A 16295-nucleotide genomic window follows, 5' to 3' on the forward strand; every position below is an offset into this window, starting at 1 on the left:
ACGAGACGAGCGCCACCACGCTCACGGTGGCCATCGCCCAACAGGTGGACTCGTTCAACCCCTTCACCGCGCAGTTGGCGGTCACCACCAACATCCTCAGACACGTCTACGACCGGCTGGTGACGGTCGACCCGGACAGAAATGAACCCGCGCCCTCCCTCGCGGAGAGCTGGGACTCCTCCGAAGACGGTCTGACCTGGACCTTCAACCTTCGCGACGACGTCCATTTCACCGATGGAGAACCGCTCACCGCCGACGACGTCGTGTGGACCTTCACCACCATCATGGAGAACGACGCCGCGGCCATCGCCTCCGGAAACTATGTCTCCGGTTTCGAGGACGTCACCGCCCAGGACGACCACACCGTCGTCATCGAACTGGACGAGCCCCAGGCCACGATGACCGCGCTCAACGTGCCCATCGTGCCTCGCCACGTGTGGGAACCGATCCTGGAGGAGGAGGGCGAGGCCTTCTCCGACTACGCGGGTGACGACTTCCCCACCGTCGGCAGTGGCCCCTTCGTCCTCACCGAACACTCACGTGGAGAGCACATCCGCTTGGAGGCCAATCCCGACCACTGGCGGGGCGCGCCCGGCTTCGACGAGCTGTACTTTCGCTACTACTCCGAGAAGGACGCCGCGGTCGAGGCGCTCCGTGGCGGTGAGGTCTCCTTCGTCTACGAGCTCACCGACGCCCAGGTCACTTCGCTGGAGGCGGCCGAGGACATCGCCGTCAACATCGCCGACGGCAAGCGGTTCCAGGCCTTCACCATCAACCCCGGAGCCCTCACCCAGGACGGTGAGGAGTTCGGAGACGGACACCCCGCGCTCCAAGACCTGACCCTGCGCCAGGCCATCGTCATGGCCATCGACAACGAGGAGATCGTCCAGCAGGGGTCCAACGGTCAGGCGGTCGCCGCCGGTGGCTACGTCCCGCCGCGCTACGGTGATTTCCACTGGTCGCCCCAGGGCGAGGAGGCCATCCTCGACTTCGATCCCGAGGCCGCCAACACCATGCTGGACGAGGCCGGTTACGAACTCGGCGATGACGGTGTGCGCGTCTCACCCGACGGCGACCGCCTGGAACTGCGCATGCACGTGCACTCCGATCGCCCGGACAACGTCCAGGCCGGACTGGTCATCGCAGAGCGCCTCGCCGACATCGGCGTCGAGATCGACAACCGGACCGTCGATCCGGGCATCCTCAGCGACGCCCTCTATGACGCCGAGTACGACCTCATCTTCACCGGGTGGACGGTCAACCCCGACCCCGACTACGTGTTCAGCATCCACACCTGTGGGGCGCTGCCCACCGAACCGGGAACCATGCAGGGCGACGCCTACTTCTGCGACGAGGAGTACGACGAGCTGTACGAGGCACAACTGGCCGAGTACGACCGCCAGGCTCGGGCCGAGATCATCCACCGACTACAGGAGGTCCTGTACCGGGAGGCCGTGGTCAACGTCTTGACCTACCCCAACATCATGGAGGCCTACCGGACCGACCACATCGAGAGCATCCGACTGGAGCCCACCGAGGGCGGCAACATCTGGGGCCAGGACGGCTACTGGGCCTGGTGGTCGGCGCAACCGGCCGACGCCTCGGCCGCGTCCTCCGGGGATGGTCCGTCCACCGGAGCGGTCATCGGTGCCGGCGCCGTGGTCCTCGTCGCGCTGGCCGGCGGAGCCTTCCTGTTCTTTCGCAACCGTTCCACCGTGGAGGACCGCGAGTGAGGACCACGGAGCCGGCATCGGAGGGCCCGACCGGGGCGGACACGGGCGGTGCCCCCTCCGTGACGGCCACCGGAGGGTCGGGACGGGCGCGTCGGGTCCTCGCCTACGTGCTCGGTCGACTGATGACCGCGGTCGTGTCCCTGTTCGCCGTGATCGTCGCAGGGTTCTTCCTCTTTCGGATCCTGCCCGGTGACCCCGTTCGCGCCATGACCGAAGGGCGCGAGGTCACCGCGGAGCAGCGTGAGGAACTGCGCCGCCAGTTCGGCCTCGACCAACCCCTGTGGCGCCAGTTCCTCGACTACGCCGAAGGGTTGCTCCGGCTCGACCTGGGCGTCTCCTTCCAGTACCGCGAATCGGTCGTGGACCTGATCCTGGAACGCCTGGGGCCCACCATCCTGCTCGCCGGTACCGGGACGGTCATCGCCGCACTCCTCGGCCTGTTCCTGGGCTCACGGGCCGGCTGGAAACCCGGCGGACGCGGGGACCGGGTCAACACCGCCATCGCCCTGTTCTTCTGGTCGGTGCCCACCTTCTGGCTGGGTCTGCTGCTCATCGTCCTGCTGGCCTCGGGGCGCGGCTTCATGCCCGGTCTCTTCCCGACCGGCGGCATGGTCGACCCCGGCCTCACCGGGTCGTTGGAACGGGCGTTGAGCACCGCCCGACACATGGTGCTTCCGGTCATCACCATGGTGGCGGTCATCTACGCCCAGTACCTGATGATCATGCGCTCCTCCCTCATGGACGAGAAGGGAGCCGACTACCTGACCACCGCTCGCGCCAAGGGACTGCGAGACGTCCTCGTACGGCGCAGACACGCCGTTCCCAACGCCCTATTGCCCACGGTCACCCTCATCTTCCTCAACCTCGGACAGGTCGTGTCCGGGGTGATCCTGGTGGAGACGGTCTTTTCATGGCCGGGACTGGGCCAACTCTTCTACTCCGGCCTGGGAGTCCCCGACCTCGGCCTCGTCCAAGGCCTGTTCGTGGTCTTCGCGGCCTCGGTGATCCTGATGAACCTTCTGGCCGATCTGGTGTATCCGTTGCTCGATCCACGGGTGCGCCCATGAGCGCACCCACCGAACCCACGCCCCATGGACCCGAACCCACCGGGTCGGAGCCCGAAGTGGTGCTCTCACCCCGTGCCCTGGCTCGGCGACGCCACCGAGAGGCCTTGGGTCGGTTCGCCCGCGAGTACGCGCGCAACCGCGCCGGACTGTTCGGCCTAACCTCGCTGCTCACGATCGGCCTGCTCGCCCTGACCGCGCCGCTGTTCATCGACCAGGCCCACCTGACCGTCACCGGAGCCCCCGGTGACGGCTACCAGGCGCCCAGCGTGGAGTACCCGTTGGGCACCGACAACTTCGGTCGTTCGATCCTGGACCTGATCATCTGGGGCTCACGCGTGTCGTTGGCCGTCGGTCTGCTGGCCACGTTCGTCTCCGTGGCCCTGGGCACCCTGGCCGGGATCACCGCCGGACACTTCGGTTCCTCCGGTGGGAGGGGAGGCCGTATCCTCTCCTCGGTCATCATGCGCGTCACCGATTGGTTCCTGGTCCTGCCCACCCTGGTGATGGCGGTGGCCCTGGCGGCTGTCCTGCCACGTGGTACCGGCACCATCGTCCTCGCCATCGGGCTCACCGTCTGGCCACCCACGGCGCGCCTCGTGCGCGCCCAGACCCTGGCGGTGGAGGCCCGCCCCTACGTGGAGCGGGCCCGAGCCCTGGGTGGTGGCCACGCGCACGTCATGGGCCGGCACGTGCTTCCGAACGTGATGCCGGTGGTGCTCGCCCAGACCACCTTGCTGGTGGCCACGTCGATCATCGCCGAATCCACCTTGGCCTTCCTGGGGATGGGCGATCCCACCACCATCTCCTGGGGCGGTGTCCTGCAGGCGGCCCGTACCTCCGGGGCGATCAGCGCCGGGATCTGGTGGTACATCGTTCCGCCCGGCCTCGCGATCGCCATCGTCGCGTTGTCCTTCACCCTGTGCGGGCGCGCGGTCGAATCCGTCATCAACCCACGACTGAGGGGACCAAGGTGAGCGGCCTTCTCGACGTCCGAGACCTGTACGTCACCTATGCCGGCGGTACCGGTGAGGTACCGGCCGTACGCGGCGTGGACCTGTCCTTGAACCCTGGCGACACCCTCGGCCTGGCGGGGGAGTCCGGTAGCGGTAAGTCCACCGTCGCCCTGGCACTACTACGCCTGCTGCCGGCCACCGCCCGTGTCACCGGGCGAATCCTGTTGGAGGGCGAGGACGTTCTCCAGATGCGGTGGGGGCGTCTGCGCGCCGTGCGTTGGGCCGGCGCATCGGTCGTCTTCCAGGGCGCCATGCACTCGCTGAATCCGGTCAGGCGGATCGGTGAGCAGGTCGCCGAACCCCTCCTGTTGCATCGGGTCGTGAGGCCGAACCAGGTCCAAGCCCGGGTCGCCGAACTCCTCGAACAGGTCGGTCTGCCCGCTTCCCGCTCACGCGACCACCCCCACCGGCTCTCCGGAGGTCAGCGCCAACGGGTGATGATCGCCATGGCGTTGGCCTGTGAACCGCGCCTGATCATCGCCGATGAGGCCACCACCGCCCTGGACGTCATGATCCAAGCGCAGATCCTCGCCTTGCTGGAGCGACTGGTGAAGGAGAACGGTATCGGCATGTTGATGATCAGCCACGACCTGTCCGTGCTGGCCGACGCCTGTGATCGAGTCGCCATCATGTACGCGGGCCGGCTCGTGGAGGAAGGGCCGGCGCGGGAAGTCGTACACCGGCCCGCCCATCCCTACGCCAGTGCGTTGAGCGCGGCCTTTCCCAAGATCGGTGACCCCGCCTCCAGACTGGCGCCACGAGGGCTACCGGGAGACCCGCCGGATCCGGCCGATCCACCCCCGGGATGTGCCTTCCGACCGCGATGCGCGGTGGCCGAGCCGGTGTGCGCCACCGTGGACCCACCGCTGTGGCCGCTCCACCCGAACCCTGATGGTCACTCCGACCGGTACGCCGCCTGCGTGCACGTCGGACCGGAGGAGGCCGGCGCGTCGAAGGAGACCAGCCCGGAGGAGACGAGTCGTTGAGCACCGACACAGCCCCGGGCCGGCCCGGGGCCGGCCCCCGGGCGCGGGCCGTACCGATTCTGAGCGCCGAGTCCGTGGAGGTGGCCTTCACCGCCGGATTCGCCCCGGGCGGTGGTAGGGGCACCGCTCGGGCCGTGGACGGGGTACATCTGGACGTGGCCCCCGGCGAGATCGTCGCCTTGGTCGGTGAGTCCGGTTGTGGCAAGACCACTCTGGCCCGGACCCTGCTCGGTCTGGAACGCCCGACCCGGGGCCGAATACTGTTCGAAGGCGCACCTTTGCGCTATCGCTCCCGTGACCTGCGCTCCTACCGTCACCGTGTCCAGTTCGTCCAACAGGACCCCATGGGATCGCTCAACCCGCGCCGGACCGTCTACGAGTCGGTGGTGGAGGGGTTGCGCATCCACGAGGGCACCGCGGTGGACGAACTGGAACGGGTGGAACGGGCCCTGTCCCGGGCGGGCCTGCGTCCACCCGAGAGGTTCTTGTCCCGCTACCCGCACGAGCTCTCCGGGGGCCAACGCCAGCGCGTGGTGATCGCCGGCGCCCTGGTCCTGGACCCCGAGGTCCTGGTGGCCGACGAGCCCGTGGCGTCCCTGGACGCCTCGGTGCGCGGGGAGATCCTGCGTCTGTTGCTGCGACTGCGCGATGGGCTGGGGCTGTCCGCACTGGTGGCCACACACGACCTCGGGCTGGCGTGGAACATCGCCGACCGGGTGGCCGTGATGTACCTGGGACGTGTGGTGGAGCTGGGAACGGTGGAGGAGGTGCTTTCCGCCCCCGCCCACCCCTACACGCGTGCCCTGCTGTCGGTACTGCCGGACTCGGGGCTGGGCGAGGGACCCGTACTGCTCAGTGGTGAACCACCGGACCCCAAGCAGGTGCCCTCGGGGTGCCGGTTCCATCCGCGCTGTCCGGTGCTGGCCTCGGGTGAGGCCGAACGGGCGGGTGTGGCCGATCGGTGCGTGGGTGTGGACCCCGCGATCCTGGGTGGGGGCGCGGGGCACCGCGTGGCCTGCCACTGGGCGGCCGCCGACGAGTCCGGGCGCGTGGACGAGGAGGCCGCGTCGAACCGATGATGAGGGTCGGCCCCCGAGTGTGATCGCTGCTTGATGCGAAGCCCTGGTCTCAGCCGTGGGGATGGAGTCGGCCGAGAGGCCTCGAGGGGGCGGGCGAGTCGGGCGGGAGCGCTCCGGGAGACCTTGTGGCTCGTTGACCGCGGACGCTTCCGGGAACCAGGGGTCCGCACGCGCTCTTCCTGGACGTCTTCGGTCGAGCCGGGCCCCTTCGGAGCGGAACACCCGTGCCGGAGCCACCGTTGGCAAGGGCATGGCCACCAGTGAGAACACCACCGAACAGCCCGAGCCGGTCCCCGGGGCCGCCCCGCCGCCCGCACCCGTGTTCACCGACCTCGATCCGTGGCGGGGTGAGGGGTTGGACCTCGGTGCCTATCTGACACGAGTGGGGCTGGCCGAGGACCCCTCGCCCACGCTGGAGACCCTCAAGGCCGTGCATCGCGCGCACCTGGCGGCGATCCCCTTCGAGAACCTGAACCTGTTGCTGGAGCGTCCCGTCCTCCTCGATCCGCCGTCGTTGGCGGACAAGATGGTCCATCACCGCCGAGGCGGTTACTGCTACGAGCAGAACCTTTTGCTGGCCGCCGCGCTGGATCGGATCGGGTTCACGCTCACCGCCTTCGCCGCCCGGGTGTTGGTGGGCGGAGATGGGCGGCCCAGACCTTCCACACACGCCCTACTGCGGGTCGACGTGGAAGGTTCGCCCTGGCTGGTGGACGTCGGTTTCGGTGGAGGCGGCCTACTCGAACCCTTCCCCTTCGTCAACGGACACCAGACCTCTCAGGACGGCTGGCACCTGCGCCTGGACCGGATTCCGCAATCGGGTGGCCAGGAGTGGCTCCTGCGCGCCTTCGAGGGACGACAGTGGCAGAACCTGTACTCCTTCACCACAGCCGCGAGCCTGCCGCAGGACTACGCCGTCTTCAGCCATTACCTCACCACCCACCCGCGCTCACCCTTCCGTACCCGGCTGATGGCGGCCCGCACCGTCGGCGGGACTCGGNGCGGTACTCGGTACTCGCTGACGAACACGATCTTGACGGTGGAGCGGGTGGGGAGGGACCGAAAGGAATCCACGGGATCCGGTCCGGAACGGGAGACACGTGAGGTCTTGGTGGGGGAGGTGGGGAGGGTGTTGCATGAGGTCTTCGACATCCACCTTGACCAGGAAGAACGCGCTCTCATCGAGGGGAAGGTGCGGAGTTTTCTTGAGGTGTGACCCACATCACTCAATTCGGGGGGGTGTCCTGGCTCCTTCCGTTGACGGGAAAACCGTGTGGCCAAAGGGCGCGTCGCCGTCACCGAGGTGCCTCCGTCCGAGGCCGCGCGGCCGAACCTGAGGACTTGTGGGCATACCCCAGGTTCATCCCCGCAGATCGCTGGGCAGGACTTGAGAGGTGCCACTCCGAGGGAGCCAGCCCATGATGAACATGACGGCGGAAGACGTTCACGAGTACATCAACGGGATCTGTTTCAAGACCGGCCCTCCAGGCAAGGTCGGGGTCGAGACCGAATGGCTGGTCACCGACCCCGCACGCCCCACCGCGCCCGTCACCATCGAGCGACTCGCGGAGTTGCTGGAGCCCTACGGGCCCCCGCCCGCAGGAAGCCGATTCACCTTCGAACCCGGTGGCCAGGTCGAGCTCAGCTCGCCCGCCCTGCCGGGGCCGGGACGCGTCCACCAGGCCCTCGGCGCCGACCTGGACCACCTGGGAAAGGCACTCGCGAACGCCGGACTACACCTGGTCGAGACCGCGCTCGATCCCTTGCGACCACCCACGCTTCAGCTCCGAGTGCCCCGTTACGGGGCGATGGAGCGCTTCTTCACCCGCCGACGCCACGTCAGCGGCCGCACCATGATGTGCAGCACCGCATCCCTCCAGGTGTGTCTGGACATCGGGGACGACGTCACCGACACGCGAGAGCGCTGGGAATTCCTTCACCGACTCGGCCCCGTTCTGGTCGCCGCCTTCGCCAACTCCGGCCTCTGGCGTGGTCGACCCACCGGATGGAAGTCCACCCGATGGGCGATCTGGGCGGCCACCGACTCCAGCCGCACCCGACCCGTTCCGGAACCGGGATCCCGCGTCGACCCGGCCACCGCCTGGACCGAGTACGCCTTGGCCGCCCAGGTGATGGCCATACCGGAAACCCCCGGTGGGGGCGGTACCTGGACCGCGGACCCCGGTATCACCTTGAACGACTGGGTCCACGGGCGGGGGCCACGTCCCCTCGCCCTCGCCGACCTGGAGTTCCACCTGAGCACCCTGTTCCCACCCATTCGTCCGCGTGGCTGGTGGGAGCTGCGGATGATCGACACCGTGCCCCTGCGCTGGTGGCCGGTCCCGATGGCGTTCGCCGCAGCCCTGACCGAGGACCCCCGCGCCAGGGCCACCGCCGAGGAGGCCACCGCACGGCTGAGCGGAGGCGGCGCGCCCGCCCCCACACTGTGGTTGCGTTCGGCGCGTTCGGGGCCGAGTGACCCGGAGATCGTCGCGTGTGCTCGGACCTGCTTCGACGCCGCCATCGAGGCCCTGCCGCGCATGGGTTCGTCCGAACTCGCCACCCTCGTGGACGCATACGCCGAGCGCTACGTCCGACGTGGTCTGTGCCCAGCGGACGCGACCCTTCAAGTGCCCGCAGCGCGCCCGGCCGGGTCGCCGACCGGCGCCGACGCCCACCTCGCCCGCCCCGGAGGTTCGTCGTGATCCACGAACAAGAACGCCTCAAGGAACGCATCGCCGTCGAACTCGACCGGGTCAGGCGACGCAGCAACGGTTTGACCGTCGAGGCGCTCGACGAGCACGAACTGCTCGCCCAGCACTCCCCGTTGATGTCACCCCTGGTCTGGGACCTGGCGCACGTCGGTAACTATGAGGAACAGTGGCTGCTGCGGGCCGCCGGTGGACGTGAGGCGCTGCGCCCGGACATCGACGGCCTCTACGACGCCTTCGAGAACCCGCGGGCCGATCGGGTCACGCTCCCGCTGCTGCGCCCGCAGGAGGCACGTGAGTACAACGAGCGGGTGCGCAGGGAGGTCCTCGACACCCTGGAAGGCGCCGATCTGTCCGTACGTCCTGGGGCGCCGGGGCGGGCGGGGCACTCGGAACGCTCCCTGCTGGAGGCCGGATTCGTCTTCCACATGGTGATCCAGCACGAACACATGCACGACGAGACGATGCTCGCCACCCACCAACTGCGTCGCGGCGCCCCCGCCTTGCTGGAGGAGACCCCGTCCCTGGGACCGATGGACCCGCCCGAGGCCCACGAGGTGCTGGTCCCGGCCGGCCCCTTCACCCTGGGAACCGACGACGATCCCTGGTCCTATGACAACGAGCGCCCCGCGTACGTGGTCGACCTGCCCGCCTACTGGATCGACACCACCCCCGTGAGCAACGCCGCCTACCAGGAGTTCATCGCCGACGGCGGCTATCGGCGCTCCGAGCTGTGGAGCCGGGCCGGCTGGGAGTGGCGTAGTGCCCGGGAGGCCGTGGCCCCCGCCTTCTGGTCCCTGGAGGAGGGACGTTGGACCCGGCGCCGTTTCGGTCGCCGCGAGGACGTGCCACCGAACGAACCCGTCCAACACGTGAGTTTCCACGAGGCCGAGGCCTACGCCCACTGGGCGGGCAAACGACTGCCCACCGAGGCCGAATGGGAGAAGGCCGCCCGGTACGACCCCGCCACCGGTCGTTCCCATCGCTTCCCTTGGGGCGACGCCGAACCCGAACCGCGCCACGCCAACCTCGGCCAGCGCAGGCTCGCTCCCTCCCCGGTGGGGGCCCATCCCGACGGCGCCTCCCCACTGGGGGTGCGCCAGCTCATCGGGGACGTGTGGGAGTGGACCTCCACCACCTTCCACGGCTACCCGGGATTTCGGGCCTTCCCCTACCGCGAGTATTCGGAGGTCTTCTTCGGCGACGGCTACAAGGTGCTGCGTGGGGGCTCCTGGGCCACCCACCCCACCGCGGTGCGCTCCACCTTCCGGAACTGGGATCATCCGATCCGCCGACAGATCTTCAGCGGTTTGCGCTGTGCACGCGATGCGGACCGCGACTGATGTGCCGTCACCTCGCCTACCTGGGGCCGCCACGTACGTTGCACGAGTTGTTGTACGCACCACCCCACTCGTTGCACGTTCAGTCTTGGGCGCCACGCCGCCAGCGGTACGGCACCGTCAACGCCGACGGGTTCGGCGTCGGCTGGTATCCGGAGGAAACCGGGACGCCCGGGAAGGACGCTCCCGAGGAGTTCCCGACAGCACTGCGGTACCGGCGGGCCATGCCCATGTGGGGCGACGCTTCCTTCACCGACGCGGCCCGGGCCATCACCTCCGGGTGCGTGGTCGCGGCCGTGCGTGACGCCACCATCGGTTTCGGTTCCGAGGAGTCCGGGGCTCAACCCTTCCGCGCGGACCGGTTGCTGTTCAGCCACAACGGAGCCGTCGAGGACGACGAGGCGTTGACCGCCGCACTCGCCCTTCCCGTGCCCTCCGGTGCGTTGGACGCACGGGCGCCGGTGGACTCCGCGTCCTTGTTCGCGCACACCGTACGTCTGTGGCGGGCGACCGGAGACCTGCCCGGAACCCTGGCCGCAGTGGTGCGCCGGGCCCGGGAACTCTCCGACGGTCGCTACAACCTGCTGGCCGGTGACGGCACGGTGATCGCCGGAACCACCGCCGGGGACACCCTGTACGCCCTACGCCGGCCCGGAGAAGGGGGGGAGGGGGTCTACCTGGCCTCCGAACCCTTCGATGACGGCCACGACTGGCGGGAGGTCCCGGAAGGGTCGGTGGTGATCGCCACTCGCGAGCGCACCGACATCCGGCCCTTGAACTGATCACCCTCATCCGTCGGAGCCCGGCCCGCCACGTGGGCCACCCCAGGGCCATCACATGGGCGCCGCCCGTCCCGGGCGCATTCTTCAGGGGGCACAGGAGGAAGCATGTTCCGGATTGATCGAAACCTCACCGCAGACGACCTCGACAAGGCCCTGCGCGCCGACGTCATCGAAGGGCTCTCCGTCGAGCCCAAGCGACTTCCGCCCAAGTGGTTCTACGACGAACGCGGCAGCGCCTTGTTCGAGGAGATCACCGGGTTGCCGGAGTACTACCCGACCCGGGCCGAACGCGCCATCCTCGAGCGACACTCCCAGGAGATCGCCGAGGCCGCCGACGCAGTGGCCCTGGTCGAGCTCGGCTCCGGCTCGGGGGTCAAGACCCGACTGCTCCTGGACGCCATGCTCGGTCATGGCCGGCTCAAGCGCTTCGTCCCCGTGGACGTCAGCGGCGCCTTCCTGGCCTCCTCCGCCCAGCGGGTCGCCCAGGACTACCCCGGCTTGGACGTGCACGCGGTGGTCGGTGACTTCGAGCACCACCTCGGCCTGCTTCCGGTCAACGAACACGAAGGTCCGCAGATGCTCGCCGTTTTGGGCTCCACCATCGGAAACCAGGAACCCGACGAACGGGCCGGTTTCCTTCGTGACGTCCACGCCACCCTCGACTTCGGTGACTCCTTCCTGCTCGGCGTCGACCTGGTCAAGGACCCGGCCCGCCTGGTCGCCGCCTACGACGACGCCCAAGGGGTCACGGCCGAGTTCAACCGCAACGTCCTGTCCGTGATCAACCACCGACTGGGCGGCGACTTCGACCCGGAGGGCTTCGACCACGTTTCCCGCTGGGACGCCGAGCAGGAGTGGATCGAAATGCGACTACGCTCACGCACCCACCAACACGTGCGCGTGGCCGATCTCGACCTGGAGGTGGAGTTCTTCCCCGGGGAGGACATGCGGACCGAGATCTCCGCCAAGTTCCGCCGTGAGGGACTGACCAAGGAACTGGACACGGCCGGCTTCACCCTCACCCATTGGTGGACCGATCCGGCCGGGGACTTCGCGTTGTGCCTGTCCACCGCCGGCTGACACGCCCCACCACGCCGAACACAGTGGTCGGCTCCGGTACGCTCGTTCCGTGTTCAAGGTAGGAGTTTTCGGCGCCGATGGGCGCATGGGGTCAGAGGTCGTCAAGGCGGTTCGGGCCGCGGACGACATGGAACTCGTCGCGGGCGTGGACGCCGGTGACGATCGTGACGCGGTGCTGGGAGCCGACTACGTCGTCGACTTCACACACCCCGACGTGGTGATGGGCAACCTGGAGTGGCTGATCGCCAACGGGATCCACGCCGTCGTGGGCACGAGCGGGTTCGATGAGACGAAGCTGGCCGAGGTTGGTCGGATGCAGGCCGTCAAGCCGGGGGCCAAGGTGCTCATCGCGCCGAACTTCGGCATCGCAGCGGTGCTGATGATGCACTTCGCGAAGAAGGCCGCACCCTACTTCGACTCCACCGAGATCATCGAGCTGCACCACCCGAACAAGGCCGACGCCCCCAGCGGTACGGCCTACCACACCGCTGAACTGATCGCCGAGGCCCGTCGTGAGGCCGGCGTCCCGGTGATGCCCGACGCCACCACGTCCGAGATTCCCGGGGCCCGTGGCGCCGACGTGGACGGGGTACGCGTTCACGCGCTGCGTATCCAGGGTCTGATCGCCCACCAGGAAGTGGTGTTCGGCACCGACGGCGAGACCCTGAAGATCCGCCACGACTCGATGAATCGGAGCTCGTTCATGCCCGGCGTACTGCTCGGTATCCGCAAGGTCGCGGACCTGCCCGAGGATCTCACCCTGGGGCTGGAACCCCTCTTGGACCTGCGCTAGCGAGCAGCGAGCACCAAGGAAGAAGGGGCCGCCCACCGCCGGGCGGTCCCCTTCGACGTGTTCAGGCGCCGCGGCGGCAGGTGAGGAAGAGCTGCACCTCCGGTCGGGCACCCTCGTCCTTGGGCTCGAACCTGACCACGCGCTCGTCCTCGATGACCAGGCCGGCGTTGGTCACCACCTCGCGCAACTCGTCCCGGCGGTAGCCGGAGACACGGATCTTCGTGCCCAGGAAGGAGAGCGGAACGTCGTCGAGGTCGGTCTCCACCATGGACAGGCACAGTAGACCGCCCGGGGCCAGGGACGCGCGCACCCGACCCAAGGCCACGGCCACGCGGTCCTTGGGCAGGCACAACAGTGAGAAGAACGCCACGATGGCGTCGTAGGAGGTCTCGACCGGGTCCAGGTCCATGATGTCGGCCTGTCGGAAGTCCGCCTCGGGAACGTTGGCGCGGGCCAGTTCGAGCATGCGCTCGGAGATCTCGAAACCGGTCACCCTCGCGCCCGCGTTGATCAGTTGCCTGGCGGTCGGCAGACCGGTGCCCGACCCGAGATCGAGGACGTGCGCGCCCTGGGGTAGGGAATCCAGCAGGCGGCGTACGCAGTCCTCTTGGCCCTCCTTGTTGGGGAAGGCCTCGTCATAGCGCTCCCCGATGGCGTCGAATGCCTTGGCCTGCTCTTCGCGACGTTCGGCCCAGGCCACGGGGTCAGGGGCGAGGTAGTGGGGATCGGTTCGATCGCTCGGCACGGTGGTGATTTCTCCCTGGCACACGGAAGGCGTGGACGGCATCCTAATGCCGTGTCGGTCAAGGTCCACCCCGTCGCGACGTCCAGAACGGCACCTCGGCGTGTTGGCGAAAAGCCCACATGGGAATCACTAGGAGGACTTCTCGTCGCCTTGCCACCCACCCTCTTGAACGCCGCTTCGTAACGGGCGAACCCCGACCGCCACGACCCTAACCGGACACCCGTCCGATGTGGTGAACGTTCAAATATTTCCTGGTAGGACAGGGTGTCCGTTCTCCAGGTAGATCGGCGCGCCGATTCGATCGTCGACCCGGACCGCGGTGATCATCCGGCGGGCCACACCTCCGGTCAGGTAACGGTCCAGCCTCTGCGGCGGCACCCAGATCCATCCGGACAGTTCCTCCGCGGGTAGGACGAACTCCTCCGAGGACACCTCCACCCGGAACAACCAGTGCAGGGCACAGGTGCGTGGAAGGGCGGGCGGGACCCAGTCCATCACCAGCAGGCGCCGGGGTGAGGCCGACACTCCGAGTTCCTCGGTGACCTCCCGTAGACAGGCGGTCAGGGGTGACTCATCGGCCTCCATGATCCCTCCGGGGATGCCCCAGGGGCGATCGGGTGCGTAAACCCGCCGCACCAGTAGCACGTCACCTTCGGTCGAACGGATGAGCGCTCCCGCCGCTCCCCGGGTGGCCGGCAGGGACGCGTAGAATTCCTCGTCGCTCAGCTCTCCCACCCGGGTGACTATAGGCCCTCGACCCGACGCAGGGGCTACCCCAAGAGCAGGGCGAGGGAGAACAACACACCGAACAGCATCTGGAGTCTGCCGGTCTCACCCAGGCCCAGGACCAGGTCACGGCCGACCTGGCCGCCCAGCACTCGGCGCAGCGGAGGCACGGCCAACGGGGCCGACAGCAGCACCAACGGTACCCACCAGGACACCGGTACCAGAGCCAGCGCGAACACGTAGGAGGCGACGACCATTCCCGCGAACATCCGGCGGGTACCGGTCTGACCCAGACGTACCGCGAGGGTGATCTTGCCGGTCTCGCGGTCGGTGGGGATGTCGCGCAGGTTGTTGATCACCAGTACCGAACAGGACAGTAGACCTACGGGGATCGCGGCCACCCACGCCTGCCATGGCGCCGCCTCCAGTTGCACGAACACGGTGCCCACCACGGCCGCCAGACCGAAGAACACGAACACCGAGACCTCACCCAGCCCCCGATAGCCATAGGGCGAACGACCTCCGGTGTAATACCATCCGGCCGCGATCGCGGCCGCCCCGAGGAGCAGCAACCACCACGAGGTGGTCGCCACCAACACCAGGCCGATCAACCCGGCCAGGGCGAAGGCGGCCAGGGCCGCCGCCAGTACTCGTCCGGGTGCGGCCAGCCCGGAGGCGGTCAGCCGGGTCGGGCCGGTCCGTTCCTCGGTATCGGTGCCCTTGACCCCGTCGCTGTAGTCGTTGGCGAAGTTCACTCCCACCTGAAGGGTCATCGACACCAGCAGCGCGAGCAGGGCCTTCCACCAAACGAACCCGTCCAGCGCGAAGGCCAGAGCGCTCCCCACCGCCACCGGGACGATCGAGTTCGCAAGCGTGCGGGGTCGCAGCCCCGAGACCCATTCACTGACCGTGGCCACGCGCCGGTCCTCCCCTTCCAAGACGAGGCACGCTTCCGGCGCGCCACAACGACCACCTCACGGTAGTGCCTGCTCTTGGCCACACCGAACCGGTATGGTTCGGGCGTACCTACTCCGAGATGGCCGCGTGCAACCGCACCATGGGGACCACCCGGCCCATGTCGATCTCCCGACGGGCCCCGTCCGCACGCCACCCCGCTGTTTCCAGGAACGAACGCAGCGCGTTCTCCTCCTGCGGGGCCCACACGTGCACCGTGCCGAACCCGCCTTCCACCAGGTGGTCCACACACGCGTTCAGCAACCTGCTGCCATGCCCCTCACGGACCCGTTCGGGGTCCACGTGCAGCGCGAACACCTCGGCGTCCTTGGCCGGCCACAGGTCGGGGTCGCCCGCCGGCCCGAAGGCGGCGAACCCCACCACGAGGCGTTCTCCCCCCACCTCGTCGGTGGCCACCACCAACCGGTGCTTGGAGGTGGGCGGGGACTCCAGCGCCGCCGTCCACTGTTCCCGGAAACTCTCCCTGGCCTGTTCGCCCGACATCTCCTCGGTCACCTCGGCCGGCAACAACCCCCCGTACATCGACCGCCATGACGCCACCTGCAGATCCACCACCGTGTTCACGTCGGCGGTACGGGCAGGACGGACGAACTGCGCACTGGACACCAAGGGCCTCCTCAACGGTTCCCGGCGTGGGCAAGTCGACGCCGGAGTTTCCGGAGCTTGCCACGGCATGGGAACATCTACGATGTGAGCCTCATTATCAGAGTTATCGTGAACGCGCTCGCCCTTTGGGCGGCTGTCTTCCTGATCGACGGTATCGACGTACGGGCCGACGACACCGTCGGCCAGATCTTCGTCTACTTGGTCGTCGGTGCGATCTTCGGCGTGGTCAACGCCATCATCAAACCGATCGTCAAAGCGGTCGGTTGCCTGTTCTACGCCCTGACCCTGGGTCTGATCGGGCTGGTCGTGAACGCGTTGCTGTTCATGCTCACCGAGTGGATCGCCGGGCTCTTCGAGCTCCCCTTCCACGTGGACGGTTTCTGGCCCGCCTTTTGGGGCGCCATCGTCGTCACCATCGTGAGCTGGGTGCTCAGTATGTTCCTGCCGGACAAGAGCGACGACTGATCCCCGCGGACGACCCCACGCACCCCCTCCCGACCACGATGGTCCCGGGCCCCACCCGCGTGGTGGTGGTCCGGGGCGGGTAGGTTCACACATCCGGGCTCCACACACCGGCGACGCTCCCTCACCTCGACCGACGAGGACGGGGACCGAACCGCACAACGCTTTGAACACGCAAACGCTCGAAGCGGCACAGA

Annotated in this window: 16 protein-coding genes; 12 read left to right on the plus strand and 4 right to left on the minus strand. The window is 68.3% G+C overall.

Annotation, left to right across the window (positions count from 1 at the left end; all coding sequences use genetic code 11):
* Positions 1-26 precede the first annotated feature (26 nt).
* From D472_RS0113615 to dapB, 11 genes are all read left to right on the plus strand, one after another.
* Positions 27-1733: an ABC transporter substrate-binding protein gene (locus D472_RS0113615; protein ID WP_083903478.1), complete on the plus strand. Its 1707-nt coding sequence runs from the start codon at positions 27-29 to the stop codon at positions 1731-1733.
* On the plus strand, positions 1730-2800 hold the full coding sequence (locus D472_RS0113620) for an ABC transporter permease (RefSeq protein WP_017605040.1): 1071 nt from the start codon (positions 1730-1732) through the stop codon (positions 2798-2800). Before D472_RS0113615 ends, D472_RS0113620 begins: the two co-directional genes overlap by 4 nt.
* Positions 2797-3774 (plus strand): ABC transporter permease, encoded by a 978-nt coding sequence (locus D472_RS0113625; protein ID WP_017605041.1) that lies wholly within the window; start codon positions 2797-2799, stop codon positions 3772-3774. The genes D472_RS0113620 and D472_RS0113625 overlap by 4 nt, the downstream gene beginning before the upstream one ends.
* Positions 3771-4799, plus strand: a complete 1029-nt coding sequence (locus tag D472_RS0113630; RefSeq protein ID WP_017605042.1) for an ABC transporter ATP-binding protein — start codon at positions 3771-3773, stop codon at positions 4797-4799. The genes D472_RS0113625 and D472_RS0113630 overlap by 4 nt, the downstream gene beginning before the upstream one ends.
* Positions 4796-5878, plus strand: a complete 1083-nt coding sequence (locus tag D472_RS0113635) for an ABC transporter ATP-binding protein (protein WP_017605043.1) — start codon at positions 4796-4798, stop codon at positions 5876-5878. Before D472_RS0113630 ends, D472_RS0113635 begins: the two co-directional genes overlap by 4 nt.
* A 250-nt stretch (positions 5879-6128) precedes the next feature.
* Positions 6129-7094 (plus strand): arylamine N-acetyltransferase family protein, encoded by a 966-nt coding sequence (locus tag D472_RS0113640; RefSeq protein WP_017605044.1) that lies wholly within the window; start codon positions 6129-6131, stop codon positions 7092-7094.
* Between the two features lie 202 nt (positions 7095-7296).
* Positions 7297-8583, plus strand: a complete 1287-nt coding sequence (locus D472_RS0113645; protein ID WP_017605045.1) for a glutamate-cysteine ligase family protein — start codon at positions 7297-7299, stop codon at positions 8581-8583.
* Positions 8580-9932: an ergothioneine biosynthesis protein EgtB gene (egtB, locus tag D472_RS0113650; RefSeq protein WP_017605046.1), complete on the plus strand. Its 1353-nt coding sequence runs from the start codon at positions 8580-8582 to the stop codon at positions 9930-9932. Before D472_RS0113645 ends, egtB begins: the two co-directional genes overlap by 4 nt.
* Positions 9932-10711: an ergothioneine biosynthesis protein EgtC gene (egtC, locus tag D472_RS0113655; RefSeq protein WP_017605047.1), complete on the plus strand. Its 780-nt coding sequence runs from the start codon at positions 9932-9934 to the stop codon at positions 10709-10711. The genes egtB and egtC overlap by 1 nt, the downstream gene beginning before the upstream one ends.
* Positions 10712-10816: 105 nt before the next feature.
* The gene (gene egtD, locus D472_RS0113660; RefSeq protein WP_017605048.1) at positions 10817-11791 is read left to right on the plus strand and encodes an L-histidine N(alpha)-methyltransferase; all 975 of its coding nucleotides are present in this window, start codon (positions 10817-10819) and stop codon (positions 11789-11791) included.
* A gap of 49 nt (positions 11792-11840) precedes the next feature.
* Positions 11841-12584, plus strand: coding sequence for a 4-hydroxy-tetrahydrodipicolinate reductase (dapB, locus tag D472_RS0113665; RefSeq protein WP_083903474.1), 744 nt, complete (start codon positions 11841-11843; stop codon positions 12582-12584).
* 61 nt (positions 12585-12645) lie between these two features.
* Here dapB and D472_RS0113670 read toward each other — a convergent pair whose 3' ends face one another.
* The 4 genes from D472_RS0113670 to D472_RS0113685 form a co-directional block, all read right to left on the minus strand.
* The gene (locus tag D472_RS0113670) at positions 12646-13329 is read right to left on the minus strand and encodes a class I SAM-dependent DNA methyltransferase (protein ID WP_017605050.1); all 684 of its coding nucleotides are present in this window, start codon (positions 13327-13329) and stop codon (positions 12646-12648) included.
* A 240-nt stretch (positions 13330-13569) separates the two neighbouring features.
* Entirely contained in the window at positions 13570-14064 is a 495-nt protein-coding gene (locus D472_RS0113675; protein WP_017605051.1) for an NUDIX domain-containing protein, read from the minus strand.
* Between the two features lie 35 nt (positions 14065-14099).
* Positions 14100-14972: a 1,4-dihydroxy-2-naphthoate polyprenyltransferase gene (locus D472_RS0113680; protein ID WP_017605052.1), complete on the minus strand. Its 873-nt coding sequence runs from the start codon at positions 14970-14972 to the stop codon at positions 14100-14102.
* 109 nt (positions 14973-15081) lie between these two features.
* Complete coding sequence (locus D472_RS0113685; protein ID WP_017605053.1) at positions 15082-15636, minus strand: GNAT family N-acetyltransferase; 555 nt, start codon at positions 15634-15636, stop codon at positions 15082-15084.
* 84 nt (positions 15637-15720) lie between these two features.
* Here D472_RS0113685 and D472_RS0113690 point away from each other — a divergent pair, with 84 nt between their 5' ends.
* Positions 15721-16101, plus strand: coding sequence for a phage holin family protein (locus D472_RS0113690; protein WP_083903475.1), 381 nt, complete (start codon positions 15721-15723; stop codon positions 16099-16101).
* The last annotated feature ends 194 nt before the right edge of the window (positions 16102-16295 follow it).

Origin of the sequence: Nocardiopsis alkaliphila YIM 80379, from assembly GCF_000341005.1 — a bacterium.
Classification (GTDB): Bacteria; Actinomycetota; Actinomycetes; order Streptosporangiales; family Streptosporangiaceae; genus Nocardiopsis; species Nocardiopsis alkaliphila.

Excerpts from the sequence above, each read along its gene's own strand:
- egtD (WP_017605048.1), top strand. The coding sequence starts at position 10,817 with ATGTTCCGGATTGATCGAAACCTCACCGCAGACGACCTCGACAAGGCC.
- D472_RS0113625 (WP_017605041.1), top strand. The coding sequence starts at position 2,797 with ATGAGCGCACCCACCGAACCCACGCCCCATGGACCCGAACCCACCGGG.
- D472_RS0113645 (WP_017605045.1), top strand. The coding sequence starts at position 7,297 with ATGATGAACATGACGGCGGAAGACGTTCACGAGTACATCAACGGGATC.
- egtC (WP_017605047.1), top strand. The coding sequence starts at position 9,932 with ATGTGCCGTCACCTCGCCTACCTGGGGCCGCCACGTACGTTGCACGAG.